This is a genomic window from Massilia sp. H6, assembly GCF_024802625.1.
Lineage (GTDB): Bacteria > Pseudomonadota > Gammaproteobacteria > Burkholderiales > Burkholderiaceae_D > Telluria.
The window spans coordinates 2,895,694-2,909,622 of record NZ_CP103371.1 but is presented as its reverse complement, the minus strand read 5'-3'; the positions used below and the strand labels follow the sequence as shown (position 1 = coordinate 2,909,622).

At 68.3% G+C, this 13,929-nt stretch carries 9 protein-coding genes; 5 read left to right on the top strand and 4 right to left on the bottom strand.

Annotated elements, in window-relative coordinates:
- Nucleotides 1-32 precede the first annotated feature (32 nt).
- The 4 genes from NRS07_RS12955 to NRS07_RS12940 are packed head-to-tail and all read right to left on the bottom strand — an operon-like array spanning nucleotide 33 to nucleotide 6,535.
- Complete coding sequence (locus NRS07_RS12955) at nucleotides 33-1,175, bottom strand: class I SAM-dependent methyltransferase (protein WP_259207521.1); 1,143 nt, start codon at nucleotides 1,173-1,175, stop codon at nucleotides 33-35.
- A gap of 21 nt (nucleotides 1,176-1,196) precedes the next feature.
- Nucleotides 1,197-1,406 carry a hypothetical protein gene (locus NRS07_RS12950; protein ID WP_259207517.1) on the bottom strand — a complete coding sequence of 70 codons (210 nt, stop codon included), beginning with the start codon at nucleotides 1,404-1,406 and terminating at the stop codon, nucleotides 1,197-1,199.
- A gap of 60 nt (nucleotides 1,407-1,466) precedes the next feature.
- Nucleotides 1,467-5,285, bottom strand: coding sequence for an AAA family ATPase (locus NRS07_RS12945; protein WP_259207515.1), 3,819 nt, complete (start codon nucleotides 5,283-5,285; stop codon nucleotides 1,467-1,469).
- On the bottom strand, nucleotides 5,282-6,535 hold the full coding sequence (locus tag NRS07_RS12940; protein ID WP_259207513.1) for an exonuclease SbcCD subunit D: 1,254 nt from the start codon (nucleotides 6,533-6,535) through the stop codon (nucleotides 5,282-5,284). Before NRS07_RS12940 ends, NRS07_RS12945 begins: the two co-directional genes overlap by 4 nt.
- Before the next feature lie 361 nt (nucleotides 6,536-6,896).
- Here NRS07_RS12940 and NRS07_RS12935 point away from each other — a divergent pair, with 361 nt between their 5' ends.
- The 5 genes from NRS07_RS12935 to NRS07_RS12915 all read left to right on the top strand — a co-directional run bounded on the left by NRS07_RS12935 (nucleotide 6,897) and on the right by NRS07_RS12915 (nucleotide 13,650).
- Complete coding sequence (locus NRS07_RS12935) at nucleotides 6,897-7,490, top strand: hypothetical protein (protein WP_259207511.1); 594 nt, start codon at nucleotides 6,897-6,899, stop codon at nucleotides 7,488-7,490.
- 66 nt (nucleotides 7,491-7,556) lie between these two features.
- On the top strand, nucleotides 7,557-10,229 hold the full coding sequence (locus NRS07_RS12930) for a DUF349 domain-containing protein (RefSeq protein WP_259207509.1): 2,673 nt from the start codon (nucleotides 7,557-7,559) through the stop codon (nucleotides 10,227-10,229).
- Nucleotides 10,226-10,744 carry a molybdopterin synthase catalytic subunit MoaE gene (gene moaE, locus NRS07_RS12925; protein ID WP_259207507.1) on the top strand — a complete coding sequence of 173 codons (519 nt, stop codon included), beginning with the start codon at nucleotides 10,226-10,228 and terminating at the stop codon, nucleotides 10,742-10,744. The genes NRS07_RS12930 and moaE overlap by 4 nt, the downstream gene beginning before the upstream one ends.
- Nucleotides 10,741-11,115, top strand: coding sequence for a fluoride efflux transporter CrcB (gene crcB, locus NRS07_RS12920; protein ID WP_259207503.1), 375 nt, complete (start codon nucleotides 10,741-10,743; stop codon nucleotides 11,113-11,115). Before moaE ends, crcB begins: the two co-directional genes overlap by 4 nt.
- Before the next feature lie 120 nt (nucleotides 11,116-11,235).
- Nucleotides 11,236-13,650: a heavy metal translocating P-type ATPase gene (locus tag NRS07_RS12915; RefSeq protein WP_259207501.1), complete on the top strand. Its 2,415-nt coding sequence runs from the start codon at nucleotides 11,236-11,238 to the stop codon at nucleotides 13,648-13,650.
- Nucleotides 13,651-13,929 lie beyond the last annotated feature (279 nt).

The window sequence follows — 13,929 nt, the reverse complement described above, 5'->3', positions numbered from 1 at the left end:
TGCGAATGCGACTGAGCAAGGGCGCGAGCGCCTCATCGGGCGGCGCGCAAGCGCCACAGCGACGTGACTTCGCGCGAACGTGCCGCGTGCAGCGGGTCGTCGGGATCGCTGGCTTTCGCATGGGTCGGGCGCACGTCATGCCGGGCCACGACCTCGAGCCCGGCGTCGGCTATCCAGCCAAGCAATTGGTCGCGCGGACGCAGGCCCAGGTGTTCGGCCAGGTCGGACAGGATCAGCCAGCCTTCGCCACCCGGCTCCAGGTGCGCCGCGAGGCCGCCGAGGAAACACCTGAGCATGCGGCTGTCGGGATCGTAGATCGCGTATTCAATGGCCGAGCTGGGCTTGCCCGGCAGCCAGGGCGGGTTGCACACTACCAGCGGCGCACGTCCTGCTGGGAACAGGTCGGCCTCGAGCAGTTCGACCTGGGACGCCAGGCCCAGTCGTGCGATATTCTCGCGTGCGCAGCCAAGCGCGCGGGCATCCATGTCGGTGCCCACGACGCGCAAGATGCCGCGGCGGGCCAGCACTGCCGAGAGCACACCGCTACCGGCGCCGATGTCGAAGGCCAACTGCGCACCCGGCGGCAGCGGGGCTTGCGCCACCAGTTCGACGTATTCGCCGCGTACCGGCGAGAACACGCCGTACCAGGGGTGGATGTGGGCGTCCAGCGCGGCAATGCGCACGCCCTTGCGGCGCCATTCATGGGCGCCGATCACGCCCAGCAGTTCGCGCAGCGAAGCGACATAGGGCTCGGCCGCCGGACCATAGGCTTCGAGGCAGGCTTCCTGGACTGCAGGCGCGCGCCGCAGCGCGATGGTGTGGCCGGCTTCGAACGGAATCAACAGCATGGCCAGTGTGCGGGCGCGCTGCAGCTGCTGCAGGCGGTGGCGGTGAAACAGTTCGGTCGGCGTGGCGGCGGCCGCACCCGGTTTGGGCCGGCGCGCGCGCGCGCTCTTGTGGTCCACCCGGCGCACCAGTGCGGCGAGCAGCTGGCGCGCATTCTGGAAGTCGCCGCGCCAGAGCAGGGCGGTGCCATCGAGCGCCAGCCGATAGGCGGTGTCGGCATTCATGGTGTCGTCGGCGACCACCACTTTTTTCGGCGCCGGCCAGCCGCTCTCGGAACGCCAGCGCGCCGCGCGCCCGGTGCCGCCTTCAGTCCAGGTGATCTGGTTCATGTCTGCTCTACAGTCGATGCATTAATGATGATGCTGCCAGTTGCCGTCGACCGATGCGAGATAGGACTTGACCGCGTCCGGGCTGCCGGTGGCGTGGCGCTTGACTTCACCGCAGGCGCAGATGCCCTGGTAAGGCTGGATATGCGAGCAGGCCGAGACCTTCTGCAGAAAGACCTTGACGGGCTTGGCGCATTTTGCGCACTTGAAAGTAAGGATGCGTGCGGGCTTCATGGTGGTGTGATGGTAGTTTCAGGAAAGAGCGGCATTCTACACCCGCCTGCCGCGCGCCATTTACTCGACCACGACGGCACTGCTGCCGCCGCCGCTTGGCCGCACCAGCACCCTGGTGGCAATTCGTTCGGTCATTTCCTGCACGTGCGAAATCACGCCGACCTTGCGCCCCAACGACTGCAGTGCGTCGAGCGCATCCATGGCGACACCGAGGGTCTCGGTATCGAGGCTGCCGAAGCCTTCGTCGATGAACAGCGATTCGACGCGCACCCGGTTCGAGGACAGCGAAGCCAGGCCGAGCGCCAGCGCTAGCGAGACCAGGAAAGATTCGCCGCCCGACAATGAATTGACCGAGCGCACCTCGCCACCCATGTCCTGGTCGCGCACCATCAGCGCCAGCGAGGGCGCGCCGGCATGGGTGACGCGCTCGAGCCGGTAGCGCTTCGCCAGTTGGCCCAGGTGCGCATTGGCATAGCCGAGCAGCACGTCGAGGGTGAACTGCTGGGCATAGTTACGGAATTTCTTGCCATCGCTCGAACCGATCAGCTCGGACAGCTTGCCCCAGCGCTGCTCCTGCGCCTGCTGGCGCTCGATCGCGTCGAGCATGGTTTGCGCTTGCCGGCGGCGCGCATCGTCCTGGGCGGCGTTCATGCGCAGCTCGGTCGCTAGGTCATGGGCGGCGCGCCGTTCGGCGCTGAGCGTGTCGACGGCGGCGGCCACTGCGTCGGCCGACAAGCCGCTCGGCGGCAGGCCTTCGAGGTGCAAGGCGCGCTGCGCCCGGCGTTCGGCCAGCACGGCGCTGGCACTGCCCACCTGTGCATCGAGCGCGCCCAGCGCGGCGCGTTCCTGCGCCAGCCAGTTGGCACCGACCGCCAATAGCTTGCCGAGTTCGGCCGCGTCATCGACCGCATCCGTACCCAGGCTGCTACGGTTGCGGCGGTAGTCATTGAGCCAGTCGGACAGACTGGCCGTGGCGCGCACGCCCGCACTGTCGAGCGCGGCGATGTGCTGGTTCAGTTGCGCCAGCGCGGTGCGTGCACCGGTCTCGCGCTGCGCCGTCTCGGCCGCGATGGCCTGGCGCGCGGTCTGATGCTTGCGTGCGGCGGCGACCGCGGCCAGCAGTTCGCACTCGACCTCGGACACCGAGCGGCCCTGCCACAGGGCGAGGCGCTGCGCGCGTTTTTCCTTGAGCTCGGTCTCCAGGCGATTAAATTCCGCAGCAAGGCCGGCACCGTGGCGCTCTGCCTGGGCAATGCGCTCGCCGGCGCCCGCGGCCTCGGCCTCGAGCGTTGCGGCGGCGGCGCTGCTGCGGGCATGCAGTGCGGTCTGTTCTTGCCATTGCGCGGCGTCGTGCATGCGGCTGGCGTGCCACTGCGCCGGATTGCCGCGCCATGCCGATTGCCAGCCGTCGCCGCAGGCAGCCGACAGCACCGGGTCGAGTTCGGCCAGCACCGATGCCAGCTGGGCAGCCAGCCCCTGCTGTTGCACCGTCAGGGCGCCTACCTCGGCGTGCAGGCGGGTACTTGCCTCGCGGGCCTGGTCGGCCGCCTGGCGCAGGCGGGCATGGTCGAGCTGCGCCCGGTCATAGGCGGCTTGGGCCACATCGCGGGCCTGCGCCGCGCGGCGCAGGCCGGCCGCGCGTGCCTCGAGCGCCGCCAGCGCGCTGCGTGAGGCCGCGTGCGCCGCGGCGAACCAGGCCGGCAGGTGCTCACTGGCAGACTCAGCTTGCGCCGCATCGGCGAGCGCCCCATCAGTATCGAATGCGGCGGCGTCCGGTACATCGGCGGCGCGCGCCTGTGCGGCCCATTCCGCGCCCAGTTCGGCCACCAGCGTGCGCAGGGCGCCGCGTTCGCGCTCCAGGCTGCCAAGACGTTCGCTGGCCGCCGCCAGCGTTGCCGCCTGCGTTGCCTGCAGCGCTTCGTTGTCGCGCACCGCCTTGCGGCAGTCGCGCACTTCGCCACGCAAGCTGGCCAGCATGGTGCGCAGCATGTCTTCGCGCCCATGGTCGAGATACGGATGGGCGAGCGAGCCGCAGACCGGGCAGGGTGCGTCGTCGTCAAGGGTGGCGCGCAGTTCTTCCACGCTGGCGGCGCAGGCAAGTTCGGCCGCCGTCAGCGATTTCTCGGACTGGTGCATTGCCGCGAGCAGCGCCGGGGCGGCGGCGCGCGCCGCGTCGAGCAGCCCGCTGGCGCCAGCGCGTGCGGTATCGACGCGATCGAGCTCGCCGCTGGTGTGGGCGAGCTCCTGGCGTGTGCTCGCCAGCGCCGTCCAGGCTCTTTCGGCAGCATCGAGGCGTTCGCGGCGGGCGTCGAGTGCCTGGCGCTCGTCGGCCAGCGCTTGCGGATCGCCCGATTCGAGTGCAGCCATGGCGTCGCGGCGGGCACTGTCGAGCGTGTCAAGGCGGGCACTGGCCTCGGTCAGTGCGCGTGCGGCGCCCTGTTCGAGTTGGGCCGCCTCTTGTGCCTGGTTGCCGGCGGTGGCAAGTGCGGCTGCCGCGTCTGCTTGCGCCCTTTCCATTTGCGCGGCTTGCCCGAGCAGCTTGTCCCAGCGCGGCCATTGCGCCGCCATCGGCTCGAGCCGGGCGTGCGCCGACAGCCATGCCGCCGCGCTATCGCGCCCCCGGCGCGCGGCGTCGAGGGCGTCCGCCTTGGCCTGATGGGCCGCGCGCGCCTGGCGCGCTTCGTTGCGCGCGGCGTCGAGCGCGCTCGTGGCCTGCCCGTGCAAGGGCGCCAGCGCCGCGATGGCGGCATCGAGCGCCTTGGCACCGTCGAGCTGCGGCGCGCAAGCGCGCAAGGCGCCGTCGGCCGCGTCGACTGCGCCCAGGGCCGCGTCGATATCGAGCACGGCCTGGCGGCGTGCTTCCAGCGCCGCCGCCAGGTTCGCTTCGAGCCTGGTGCCCGATTCGACGGCCAGCTTGCGCTCGCCTTCGAGGCGCACCACCTCGGCCACCAGCGCACGCGCCGGCTGCACGGCCTCGAGCGTAGCCAGCCGCTGGCGGCGCTCGCCGGCTCCGGCCTGGGCTGCCTGAGCCAGCGCCAGCGCTTCGCCGGCCTGGACCTCGCCGCGCTCGAGCTTGAGCGCTTCGTGGTGCCAGCGCAGTTCGTGTTCGAGCGCGGCGCGGCGGGCGTCGAGCGCTTCCAGGGCCAGCTCGGCATGGGCACGGTCGGCATCGAGCCTGGCACGTTCTTCGGCCGCCAGCGGCGCCTGGCTGGCCAGCTGGGAGGCGAGCATCTTGGTGCGCTCCTGCTCGTTGCGGTAGCGCTCGAAGGCCCGTTTCGAAATCTCGCTGTAGATCGTGGTGCCGGTCAGGGTTTCGAGCAATTCGCCCCGCTCGTTTTCGTCGGTCTTGAGAAAGGCCGAGAATTCGTTCTGCGCCAGCAGCACGGCGCGCGTGAACTGCTCGAACGACAGGCCGATGCGCGCCACGATTTCGGCCGCGACCTCGGTCTTGGTGCCGCCCAGCGGATCGAGTTCGGGCAACCGGTGCAGGCTCATTTTGGACGGCTGCAGGGCGCCGCCCGGCTTGCCATAGGCGCGACGCACGCTCCAGCGCGCGCGATAGCGCAGGCCGTCGTTGCCGGCGAAGTCGACCTCGGCCCAGGCTTCGGCCGCGCCGCGCCGCATCAGGGTGCGCGGGTCGAGCGCCGAGACGGTGTCGCCGCCGACATCCGGCAACTGGCTGCCGGCGCGCTTGAGCAGGCGCGGCGTGGCGTCGTAAAGGGCCAGGCACAGGGCGTCGAGCAGGGTGCTCTTGCCGGCGCCGGTGGGCCCGCTAATGGCGAACAGTCCGGCCGAGGCCAGCGGTTCGCGTTCGAAATCAACCTGGAACTGGTCGGCGAGCGAAGCCAGGTTCTTGCCGCTGATGCGCAGGATTCTCATGCGGCGTCTCCATCCAGCGCATGGGTAAGTTCCGCGAAGGCGGCGAGCTGGTCGGGCGGCACCTCGTCGCCGAAACGCTGGGCCCACAGGCGCCGGAAGATATCGTCGGGCTGCAGCTGGGCCAGTTGATCGAGCGTGAGCGCAGCGGTAGCGGCCTCGCGTGCGGCGTGGCGCCGGGTTGGCTCGATCTTGGCCAGGCGCACCGGCTTGCCGGCGAGGGCGGCTTCGACGCGGGCGCGCAAGCCCGGCTCCGGACCGTCGAGCAGCACGCGCACTTCGAGGAAGGGCTGGGCATGCGAGGGGGCGTCGGGCAAGGCCAGTGCTTCGAGCGCAGCGAGCACGTCGTCGAGCGGCGCCGGCTTGGGCGGCACCCGCAGCAGCTCTACCGCGCGCGGCACGTGCAAGGCGGTGACCGCCGCCACCGCCGGTCCGTCGAGGTCGACGCACAGCACCTGGTGCTGGTAGCTTACTTCCGAGAACGACAATGGCAGCGGGCTGCCGCAGTAGCGCCGGTGCTCGTGGCCGCCAACGCGCTGGGCCAGGTGCAGGTGGCCCAGCGCAACGTATGCCACCGCCGGGTCGAACATGGTCGCGGGCAACGCCTCGGTGCCGCCAATGACGATGCGGCGCTCGGAATCCTGCGACGCCTGCCCATCGACCATGTGGCAATGGCCCATTGCAATGATGGCTTGATCGGCCGTGCAGCGCGACCGGGCCAGTGCAAAGGCCTGGCGGTAGAGCAGGGCGGTGCCGTTGAGGTAGGGGTCGCCCGCCAGGTCGGCGTCTTCGGCGACGACGCGCGGCACGTCGCCCGGCCGCAGGAAGGGAATCGCCAGGCACCATGCGCCCACACTGCCGTCGCGCCCGCGCAGCGGGACCAGCAAGCGCTCCAGGTCGATGCTGCCGTCGGGCGTGCGCGCGACATTGCCGACCACGACCGTGCCATGGGCCTCGAGCAAGGGCGTGGCCGCTTCGAGGCGTCCGGGAGAATCGTGGTTGCCGGCAATGACCACCACCTGCAGATGGGGCACCCTGGCCTTGGCCTGCTGCAGGAAGCGGTAGAACTGGCGGTGCGCGGCGGCCGACGGGTTGGCATTGTCGAAGATGTCGCCGGCGATGAGCAGCACATCGATGTCCTCGGCCACCAGGCTGGCCACGAGCCAGTCGAGGAAGCATCCGTGCTCGTAGCTTCGGTCGAACGTGTGCAGGGTCTGGCCGAGGTGCCAGTCGGAAGTATGCAGCAGCCGCATGGTAAAAATGGAAAGGAGGTGGGCGCCTACTATATCGCAGACTGGTCGTTCGACCCAACAAATACTGTGTATTTTTACAGTGGTATTGATTGGCGAGGTAAGCTATTGCCTGCTGCTCAAAAGTCGAGCAAGGACCGAGTCAATCGGACATCGCGATCAGTAAAAAGTCACCAAAGTCCACCAGTCCGAGTTTGCGCCAGCTCAAACCCGTCATGGGGCATGTCTCTACACTACGAAATCCCACAGGCCAGCGATAACAACAACCACAGCGCGCCTGCCCTACACCAAGCTTCCCCAGCCCATGCAATGCGGCCCTTCGCCCGGCCGCGTGCTGGCGGCGGCATTCCGAGAGGAGACATGGATGTTGACGTCGACGTATACTTTAGTTGCCCTTTCCATCGAGCAGGCCAGCGCCCGCGTGGTGCTGCAATCGTTGCTGGAACGCTGGAACCCGGCTGCCTCGCAGCATGCGGCGCCTACCCCGCGCCAGTTCGAACTGGCCTGCGATGCCCTGCGGGCAGCCTTCGATAACTGCTACTGGCGCAAGCTCGACAAATTCGTGCTGCCGGCCTTGCGCCGGGCCGGCGTTGCCCCGCAGTTGCTGGCCGAGCTCGACGCGCTGACCATGGCGGCCATCGAGGCACGCGCCGATGCCCATGCGGCGGCGGCCGTGCAAGACAAGGCCTTCGGCGCGGCGCTCGAGCGCTGCTGCAAGCTGCTGCTCGAACGTCTCGACCGTGAAGAGCGCGACCTGTTTCCGGTGGCCCGCACCCACATACCGAGCGAGTCCTGGTTCGCGATCGCCAACGACATGCTGGCCCACGATGCATGGCAGCACGAGAACCGCGGCTACCCGGCGGGCCGGATGCCAGGCAAGGCAATTGCCCCGAATGGGGCCGCGCCAGCCGCCGTGGGCCAGGCGCCGCAGCCCGCGCGGCACTACGTCACCCACTGAGCTTTTCCGGACGGGGGCCCTCTTAGTTCTTTGCTATGATGGGAGTTTTAGAACTGCGACTTCATCATGTTCGAATTCCTTTTCAAACGGCAAGGTGGCGACAAGGCCGCCGCCGGCGCTGCGGGCAAGGAAGCACAGGGCCGATCCTCGCAGCCGGGGCAGCCTGCCCGCAACGAGCGCGCGTCCAGCGCGGCCGGTGTCCCTGCCGCACCCACGCCGCGCGAGCAGCAAGCCGAACAGCTCAGTCACCTGAACGGCGATGAAGCCGCCGCGGTCGCCTTTATTCTCTCTTGCGATTTTTCCGAGCTGCGTCTTGCTGCGGCCGAGCTGATCCACAGCCGGCCGCAGCTCGAGCAGGTGCATACGGCCATGCGCAACCTCGATCGCCGTGTCGCCAAGCTGATGCAGTCCCGGCTCGATGCGATTCGCCACCACGAATCCGAGCTGCGGCGCGGCCAGGAAGCGCTGGTCCAGGCCCGCGCCCTGCTCGATGACGCGCTGCTCACTCCCAATCATGTCGCCGAACTCGACCGCAAATGGGCGCTCACCGTGGCGCCCGAGCTAGCCGCGCAGTTCGATGCCGTACGCGCCCAGTTGGGCCAGCGCCTCGAGCAGCAGGTGCAGTTGCAGCGCGCCATGATCGACCGTCTTGCCGCGCTGCGCCAGCTTGGCAGCAGCGGGCTCGATGCCACAGCCTTGGGCGAACGGCTCGCAACGCTGTCGCGCGAGCAGGCCGAGGCGCTCGTCGCTCCCGGCCACCCCGCGCTGCCGCGCTCCCTGGTGGCCGATTTCGCCGCCGAGCAGGCGCGCATTGGCGCCAGCCTGGCCACCTTGGAGCAGGACCAGGCCGCTTGCGTGGCGCGCGAAGCCGCACTCGCCCAGTGGCAGGCACAAGCGGCCGCCGAATTGCAGGCAGATAGCTTGCGCAAGCAGTGGCAGCGCCTGCCGGCGTTGCCGTCCAACCCGCTCGGCGCACAGCTGCAGGATCGTTTCGACGCGCTGCTGGCCAGCCTGCCGCACGACCATCGCGAGTCCAGGCAGGAACCGGCGCCGCCATCGGCGGACAGCCAGCACGCGCACAAGAGCGCACGCAAGCAGGGGCAGGCGGCGCAGGCCAAAGGAGCCGATCAAGACTTTCTCGGGCGCCTCGACGCCATGGAAGCGGCCCTCGAGCAGGGCTCGCTCGGCATGGCTGCCGAACTCGACAAGTCACTGAAGGACAGCAAGGACAAGGGCCTGCGCCTGACGCCGGCGCAGGCCGACCGGCTGGCCCATGCGCGCGCCGAACTCAAACGACTGTCTGACTGGGCCCGTTGGGGCGGCAATGTCTCGCGCGAAGAACTGATCAAGGCGGTGGAAACCCTGGCCACCGAGCAGCTTGCCATGTCCGAACTGGCCAAGAAGGTCGGCAGCATGCGCGAGCGCTGGAAGGCACTCGACGGCCTGTCCGGTCCGGCGCCGCGCTCGCTGTGGGAGCGGTTCGACGCCGCCTGCACCATTGCCTACGCTCCGGCCGCCGCCCATTTCCGCCACCTGGCCGACGAACGTCATGCGAATGCCGCGCGCGGACAGGCGCTGATAGACGAAGCGCAGGGCGAGATCGCGCGGCTCGCCTCCGGCGCGGCCGACTGGAAGCATGTGTCCGGCACCGTGCAAAACCTGCGCAGTGCCTGGAGTCACCTCGGACCGATCGACCGCAAAGAAAAGAAACGGCTCGACAGCTTGTTCTCGGAAGCCATGAGCACGTTGCAAGGTCCGCTCGAGCAGCAGCGCGAGCAGGCCATGCAGGTGCGCGAGCAATTGATCGAAGAAGCGCTGGCACTCGACCCGCACAAGCGCCAGGCGCTCGACCAGCTGCGCGAACTGCAGCACCGCTGGCAAGAGCATGCGCGTGCGCTGCCGCTCGAGCGCAAGGTCGAACAGGCTTTGTGGCAACGCTTCCGCGCAGCCTGCGACGCCCTGTTCGCCGGGCGCAAGGAGCATGCGCATGCCGCTGACCACGAGCGCCGCGAGCACGAGACCGCGAAAGAGGCGCTGTGCGCACGCCTCGAAGCGGCGGCGCCGGAGGTCACGCCCGCCAGCGCCGGCAAGCTGTTGCGCGAGGCTGCGGCCGAGTGGCATGCGATTGGTCCGGTGCCGCGCGCCCACGAAGCGCGCATCGACAAACGCTATCACGCGGCAGTGGCGGCAGTGCAGCACCAGGCCGACGTGGCGCGCCGCGCCGCCGGGCTGGTGCTGGCTGGCACAGTGCGCGACAAACTGCGCCTGACCCAGGCGCTGGAAACGGCGCTGGCCAATCCCGAGGCCCTTACCAATACTGCCGACTGGCGCGCGCGCTGGGATGCGCTGCTGCCGCTCGAAGACGGCTTCGAGGCGATCATGCGCACGCGCTTCGATGCGGCGCTCGATGCGCTGGATGGCGGCGACCGCCTCGGCTATGCGCGCACCCTGGAAGCCAATCGCGAGCGCCTGCTGCACGACCTGCTGCGGCTCGAGATCGCGGCCGGTATCGACAGCGGCGCCGAGTTCGCGCGCGAACGCCTCAAGCTGCAAGTCGAGGTGCTGCAAGATTCGCTCAAGTCGGGCCACCAGAGCGGCCAGCCGGCGCAACGAAAAGCAGGCCCGGGCGCGCACCTCGCAGCGTTACGCGAATTGCTGGCGCTGCCGGCGCTGGCCGATGCGCGTACCGAAGCGCGCATCGAACAGTTGCTGCTGCGGCAAGCGAAGGAGGGCCGATGACAGCCATCCAAGAGGCGCCGCTGGGCAGGCCGCAATCCTCGCCGCTGACCGAGATCCGGGTGCAGCAGGCCGACTTCGACCTGTCGCGCGAGACTGCCCGCCTGCGCGAAGGTGACGGCCGGGTAGGGGCGGTAGTCAGTTTTGTCGGCACCGTGCGCGACCTGAACGAGGGCGCGGCCGTCTCGGAAATGGAACTCGAGCACTATCCCGGCATGACAGAGCGGGCGCTGGAAGATATCGTGGGGCAGGCGCGCGCGCGCTGGGACCTGTTCGGTGTCCTCGTGATCCACCGTGTCGGCCCGTTGGCGCCGCTCGATCAGATCGTGCTGGTTGCCTGCACCTCGGCACACCGCGGCGAGGCTTTCGCGGCCTGCGAATTCATCATGGATTACCTGAAAACCGACGCGCCGTTCTGGAAGAAGGAGCAAACACCCCAGGGCGCGCGCTGGGTCGATGCCCGCAGCAGCGACGATTGCGCCAAGGCCAAGTGGGCGCCCCAAGGAACCCGTTCTTGAGCTGGCTGGCGGTGGGACTGGGGGCGGCCATCGGCGCCTGGCTGCGCTGGGGGCTGGGCCTCTGGCTCGGCAGCCTGCACGCTTTCGTGCAGCTCGGGACACTGGCGGCCAACCTCGTCGGCGGCTACCTGGTCGGACTGGCGCTGGGCTTTTTCACGGCCCATCCGCAGCTGTCGCCCGAATGGCGGCTGTTCGCCATTACCGGCTTCCTGGGTGGGCTCACGACCTTCTCGAGCTTCTCGGGTGAGTCGGTGGTGCTGCTCCAGCGCGGCCAGTACGGCTGGGCGCTGACGCACACCATGCTGCACCTGCTCGGGTCGATCGTGTTTTGTGTCGCAGGCTTTGCGACCTGGCGCGCCTTGCGCTCCTGACGACGGCAGCAGGTGGGCGGCGCTCACCGCGTTTCCCGAAAAGATTTCTACAAGAAAGAAAGCTCGACCTTGCCACCGCTCGAATGTTCAGGCTGCGGTAAGTCGCCAGCGGAGGAACACATGAACACAATCTCACAACCGGGCGCCACGCCTGCGGTCCATACCTTCCCGATCGGCGGAATGACATGCGCGTCGTGCGCGGGCCGTGTCGAAAAGGCGCTGCAGGCAGTCAAGGGCGTCGAGCGTGTTGGCGTGAATCTGGCGACCGAGAAGGCAACGGTCCAGCTCGCTCCTGGGGTCAGCCCGAGTGCGCTCTACGCCGCGGTCGAGCAGGCCGGCTACGACGTGCCGAGCGACACCGTTTCGCTTTCAATTTCGGGCATGTCCTGCGCCAGCTGCGCAGGCCGTGTGGAAAAAGCGCTCAAGAACACGCCTGGCGTGACCGGTGCATCGGTCAACCTGGCAACCGAGAAAGCCCATGTGACCGCCATTGGCGTGAGCGCCGATCAGCTCATCGCCGCGGTGCGACAGGCTGGTTATGACGCAAGCGCGGCGCCCCCTGCCGCGTCCGGGCAAGCCGCCGTTCCCGCGGCGCTTCCGTCCTGGTGGCCGGTTGCCCTCGCAGCCCTGCTCAGCCTGCCCCTGGTGGCGCCGATGCTGCTGATGCCGTTCGGCATCGACCTGGCCCTGCCAGGCTGGCTACAGATGGCACTGGCGACGCCGGTTCAGTTTTTCTTGGGCGCCAGGTTCTATCGGGCAGGCTGGAAGGCCGTTCTGGCACGCTCCGGCAATATGGATCTGCTGGTCGCCATCGGCACCAGCGCTGCCTACGGGCTGTCGGTCTATCTGTTGCTGACGCACGACCAGCACGAAGGAACGGGGCATCTCTATTTCGAGACCTCCGCTGTCGTGATTACCTTAGTCCTGTTGGGCAAATGGCTCGAAGCAAGAGCTAAACACCAGACTGTTTCCGCCTTGCGGGCGATGGAGTCGCTCCGTGCCAGTGTCGCCATCGTGCGGCGCGACGGCCTGGAAACAGAAATCCCGGTCGGGCAAGTCCGTGTCGGCGACACGGTCGTGGTGCGTCCAGGCGGACGGGTGCCGGTCGACGGCAGGATCGTCGAAGGATCGAGCCACCTGGATGAATCGCTGTTGACCGGTGAGAGTTTGCCGGTGGCGAAAGACCCGGGAGACATCGTCACCGGCGGAGCGGTCAATGCCGAAGGCATGCTGGTTCTCGAGGCCACCGCCGTGGGCGGGGACACCATGCTGTCGAACATTATCAAGCTGGTTGAAAACGCCCAGGCGGTCAAGGCGCCGATCCAGCGGCTGGTGGACAAGGTCAGCGCCGTGTTTGTCCCGGTGGTGCTGGTCATTTCGGGCATCACCTTCCTTGGGTGGGGGCTGCTGGTGGGCGACTGGCAGCAAGCACTGCTCAACGCGGTCGCGGTGCAGGTCATTGCCTGTCCTTGTGCGCTTGGCCTGGCCACGCCGACATCCATCATGGCCGGCACTGGCGTGGCCGCACGTTATGGAATTCTGATCAAGGATGCCGAGGCGCTCGAGACCGCACACGCAGTCAACGTCGTGGCCTTCGACAAGACCGGTACCCTTACCGAAGGCAAGCCCACCCTGGTAGAAATCGAAGGCATCGGGAGAACCAGTGCCGAAGCCCTGGCCCTGGCACGCGCGGTCCAGCAGCACAGCGACCACCCGCTTGCCAACGCCGTCGAGCGCGCGGCGCAGGAAGACGGGGCGGTCGTGATTTCCGCCAGGAATGCACAGGCGCTGCCGGGACGCGGCGTGCGCGCGCAGGTCGATGGCGCGACCGTCTTCCTGGGCAATCGCCGGCTGCTGCAGGAGATCGGCGTGGCAACGCTAGAGCTGGGTACATCGGCAGCGCAGCACGAGCGCGCGGGCCGCACCGTGTCGTGGCTGGCCGTGCAGCGGGGCGACACGACAGAACTTGCAGGTCTGCTGGCCTTCGGCGACACCGTCAAGCCATCGGCCAGTCAGGCCATAAAGCGGCTGCGCGATATCGGCGTGGTGTCGGTCATGCTCACCGGCGATAGCGCAGGCAGTGCCAGCCACGTCGCCAGGGCGGTTGGCATCGAGGATGTTCGTGCAGAAGTGGTTCCCGCTGAAAAGGCCGGTGCCGTGGCAGCGCTAAAAACCGGCGGCAAGGTGGTGGCGATGGTCGGAGACGGCATCAACGATGCACCCGCCCTGGCTTCAGCGGACGTCGGCATCGCGATGTCGACCGGCACCGACGTGGCGATGCATACCGCAGGGATCACGCTGATGCGCGGCGACCCGGGCCTGGTCGCCGATGCCATCGACATCTCGACAAAAACCTACCGGAAAATCCAGCAGAACCTGGGCTGGGCCTTCGTCTACAACATTGTCGGCATCCCGCTGGCTGCATTCGGTTACCTCAGCCCCGTCATTGCCGGAGCAGCGATGGCGTTCTCGAGCGTGTCCGTCGTGCTCAACGCGCTGTTGCTGCGACGCTGGCGGCCGGCCGGCGCTGCTTGACCCTCCAGAACCAAGAAGCTGTCGCGCTTGATGTGGGCTGACTTGACGAGCGAAACCGCCGTGCTACACTCTCGACCGATGAATCGCACCCTGACAACTTGCCTGCTGTGGCTGCTCATTGCCGTGATGCCTCTCCAGGCATTCGCGGCAAATGTTCTGGGCGCATGCGGTCCCGGCCATCAGGGCATGACCGTGGTCGCGGCCGGAGAGATGGCCCACGGCGATCGCGTGGCAAGCTCTCACCACGCGGCCATCGACCCACAGGCAGGTGAGACCGAA

What these genes read in the sequence shown, in the direction of transcription:
- NRS07_RS12955 (WP_259207521.1), bottom strand. Translation starts at nt 1,175, where the DNA reads ATGAACCAGATCACCTGGACTGAAGGCGGCACCGGGCGCGCGGCGCGC.
- NRS07_RS12950 (WP_259207517.1), bottom strand. Translation starts at nt 1,406, where the DNA reads ATGAAGCCCGCACGCATCCTTACTTTCAAGTGCGCAAAATGCGCCAAG.
- NRS07_RS12945 (WP_259207515.1), bottom strand. Translation starts at nt 5,285, where the DNA reads ATGAGAATCCTGCGCATCAGCGGCAAGAACCTGGCTTCGCTCGCCGAC.
- NRS07_RS12940 (WP_259207513.1), bottom strand. Translation starts at nt 6,535, where the DNA reads ATGCGGCTGCTGCATACTTCCGACTGGCACCTCGGCCAGACCCTGCAC.
- NRS07_RS12935 (WP_259207511.1), top strand. Translation starts at nt 6,897, where the DNA reads ATGTTGACGTCGACGTATACTTTAGTTGCCCTTTCCATCGAGCAGGCC.
- NRS07_RS12930 (WP_259207509.1), top strand. Translation starts at nt 7,557, where the DNA reads ATGTTCGAATTCCTTTTCAAACGGCAAGGTGGCGACAAGGCCGCCGCC.
- moaE (WP_259207507.1), top strand. Translation starts at nt 10,226, where the DNA reads ATGACAGCCATCCAAGAGGCGCCGCTGGGCAGGCCGCAATCCTCGCCG.
- NRS07_RS12915 (WP_259207501.1), top strand. Translation starts at nt 11,236, where the DNA reads ATGAACACAATCTCACAACCGGGCGCCACGCCTGCGGTCCATACCTTC.